The organism is Fusibacter sp., assembly GCF_057447755.1.
Window position 1 is genome coordinate 1 of the sequence record NZ_JBVBZF010000433.1, and the last position, 2,498, is coordinate 2,498.

General features: G+C 39.6%; 5 protein-coding genes. All 5 read left to right on the forward strand.

Annotation, left to right across the window (positions count from 1 at the left end; genetic code table 11):
• Positions 1-254 (forward strand): alpha/beta hydrolase (locus AC220I_RS21285; RefSeq protein ID WP_486725880.1); only part of this gene is annotated, 254 nt, incomplete at its 5' end.
• Between the two features lie 287 nt (positions 255-541).
• The gene (locus tag AC220I_RS21290; RefSeq protein WP_486725881.1) at positions 542-1,054 is read left to right on the forward strand and encodes a hypothetical protein; all 513 of its coding nucleotides are present in this window, start codon (positions 542-544) and stop codon (positions 1,052-1,054) included.
• 20 nt (positions 1,055-1,074) lie between these two features.
• Positions 1,075-1,428: a YciI family protein gene (locus tag AC220I_RS21295; RefSeq protein ID WP_486725882.1), complete on the forward strand. Its 354-nt coding sequence runs from the start codon at positions 1,075-1,077 to the stop codon at positions 1,426-1,428.
• Positions 1,429-1,460: 32 nt separating this feature from the next.
• The gene (locus tag AC220I_RS21300; protein WP_486725883.1) at positions 1,461-1,856 is read left to right on the forward strand and encodes a DUF3795 domain-containing protein; all 396 of its coding nucleotides are present in this window, start codon (positions 1,461-1,463) and stop codon (positions 1,854-1,856) included.
• A gap of 34 nt (positions 1,857-1,890) precedes the next feature.
• Positions 1,891-2,498, forward strand: a 608-nt coding sequence (locus tag AC220I_RS21305) for a class I SAM-dependent methyltransferase (RefSeq protein ID WP_486725884.1), incomplete at its 3' end; no start/stop codon positions are given.

Sequence of the window (2,498 nt, forward strand, 5' to 3'; positions counted from 1 at the left end):
AAGTTAAAGTGGATAGGCTAATCCTCTTCTCACCTTGGATGCCGGTTGTAAATGAGGCCATTACAGAAATCATCGAGAGTCTTAAAGCATCCAATACGCATGTGACACTGGTTTGTGGCACGGCAGATCAGGACTGCCTACCTCAGTGTAAAACCTTTGAAGAAGAGGCCCTTGCAAAGGGGTATGACTGTTCATTTCACTATATTGAAAACATGGGACATGAATATCCAGAAGATATGAGCCTTTATATTTAAACCTGTTGATATTTTAAGCAGGAAATCCTCTGGAAAATCTGTTTGCGAGATTAAATACCTTTGAAGATTTTGACTTTGAAGTCATTGAAGGCTGTAAGGTGGGCGAAAATTGGGTATATGTCTTCTATAATGTGGATGAAAATAAGCCTGTATGAGTATGAAAATAAGTAAATATAAGTATGAAAACAAGCATATATGATGGTGACCACAATATAGACATGAAGGATTATGAATGGCGTGAAATAGACGGCTAAAGCCAAGTGTTCGACCTAAGGGGAGTGAAAAATTTGAGTATTCAACATACGGATTTTTTAACGACTGTGTTAACAGCCTATATGATTTTTTTACTTTATAGAGAATATGTACCTTTCATGAAGGATCGTAAAAGGATAGAGTCTCTTGGAGAGCCGCTTGAGCGGTTTAATTTAAACAAATCAAGAGTGAATGCCAAGTTGTATGTCTTGGTGGCCCTCTTTATCGCATTGACCAATTTTCTCAGTATTGATTTACTGATTGACCGGATATTTGTTGCAGTCTCGATGATCCTTGTTCTTTTTCTTTGGTATCAGGCTTCAAGGTCGGTACTGGTTTTCAAGTCGGGTATTTATTTTAACAGTAGGTTTGTGACTTGGTATGACATATCTCGGGTGACACAGACGGAAAAGAAACTGACCTTGAATGTGGGACCAAATGGGAGCCTTAGATTGGTAAATCGAGACCTGCTGGATGCAGGAGGGCTTAAAAGCCTGATTCATCAGTTTCAAGCCAATGATCCCCTTGATAAGGCAAATTATAAATAATTATTTTTAGGAGGTAGCTTATGTTGTTTATGATCTTAGTCAAAGCATCAAAAAATTCAGAGGCAGGAAAATTACCAAGTGAGTCCTTGAGAAACGCCATGTCAAAGTACAATGAGGCTCTTCTTGAGTCAGGTGTCAGAGTTATGGCTAAGGGGCTTCATCCATCTTCAGAGGGCATTCGAATTTCTTATCCAGTAGCGGGAGATGAACCTGTTGTGACAAAGGGACCTTTTGAAAACACCAATGAGGTGGTGGCTGGCTTTTTTTTGATAGATGTTAAATCGAAGGAAGAGGCAGTAGAATGGGCGATGAAAGTGCCTGATCCACAAGGCTTTGGTGAAGGCCAGGTCGAGCTGCGCCAAGTGTTTGAATAAGGCGCGTTTTCTTTACTGATAAGGGGGCAGAGATGCTGACACATGATAAAAGTATGGTGGCACCTTGTGGCATGACCTGTACATATTGCTATGTTCATCATAAGGTAAATAAGCCCTGCCTCGGTTGTAGGCAGAGTGACTCTAATAAACCGAATTCCTGTAGACATTGCAAGATTAAAGCGTGTGTGGAAGAAAAGCGATTACAGTTTTGCTATGAATGCAAGGAATACCCTTGTCCACTTATAAAAAGGCTTGATAAGTCTTATCGCACTCGGTATCAAGAAAGCTTGATTCAGAATATGAAAGAAATTGAGGAAATCGGCATAGAGTCGTTTTTAGAAAAGGAGAAAGTGCGTTTGAAATGTCGTTTTTGTGATGGTCATATCAACGTACATGACAAGCACTGCTATAAGTGCGGTCAAAAATAAGCATTTAACGAAAATATATTAAGGAAGTCGCAAAATGAATGCAAGTGTGAATTGGGAAACGAGATATCAAAACTACAAGGATGTTTGGGGCATTGAACCCGAATATACTTTGACACAATATGAAGGCTTGGTGGATGGTGGTAAAGTACTGGACATAGGCATAGGAGAGGGCAGAAATGTCCTAAGGTTTGGCCTTAAAGGCAATTTTATTGAAGGCATCGACATATCGGAGACGGCGATTAAACGGTGTGAAGAAATGTTCCAAAGAGCTGGGGTGAATTTCGACCTCCATTGTTGTGATGTGAATGACTTTATAATTAGACCATCCGAATACAGTTTTATCATTTCAGCTTGGACCATGAACTTTTTAAAAAGGTCTGATATGCTAAAATTGATTGCCAACATGAAAACCGGTGTAAAATCAGGTGGGCTGATTTATATTGGCCTTTTTTCAAAAGAAGATCCAATGTATCTAAAGTACAGAGGTGAGCTTCAAGAAGTTGAAATGGATACCTTTTATCTTGAGGCACGCAATACCTTTGTGTCCTATATAGATCGAGAAACCCTCTTGGCCCAATTTGATGATGCCTTTGAAATCGTCACCATAAAAGAGGATTTTAGCTTGGATATTGGTCATGGAGA

Excerpts from the sequence above, each read along its gene's own strand:
- AC220I_RS21300 (WP_486725883.1), top strand. The coding sequence starts at position 1,461 with ATGCTGACACATGATAAAAGTATGGTGGCACCTTGTGGCATGACCTGT.
- AC220I_RS21295 (WP_486725882.1), top strand. The coding sequence starts at position 1,075 with ATGTTGTTTATGATCTTAGTCAAAGCATCAAAAAATTCAGAGGCAGGA.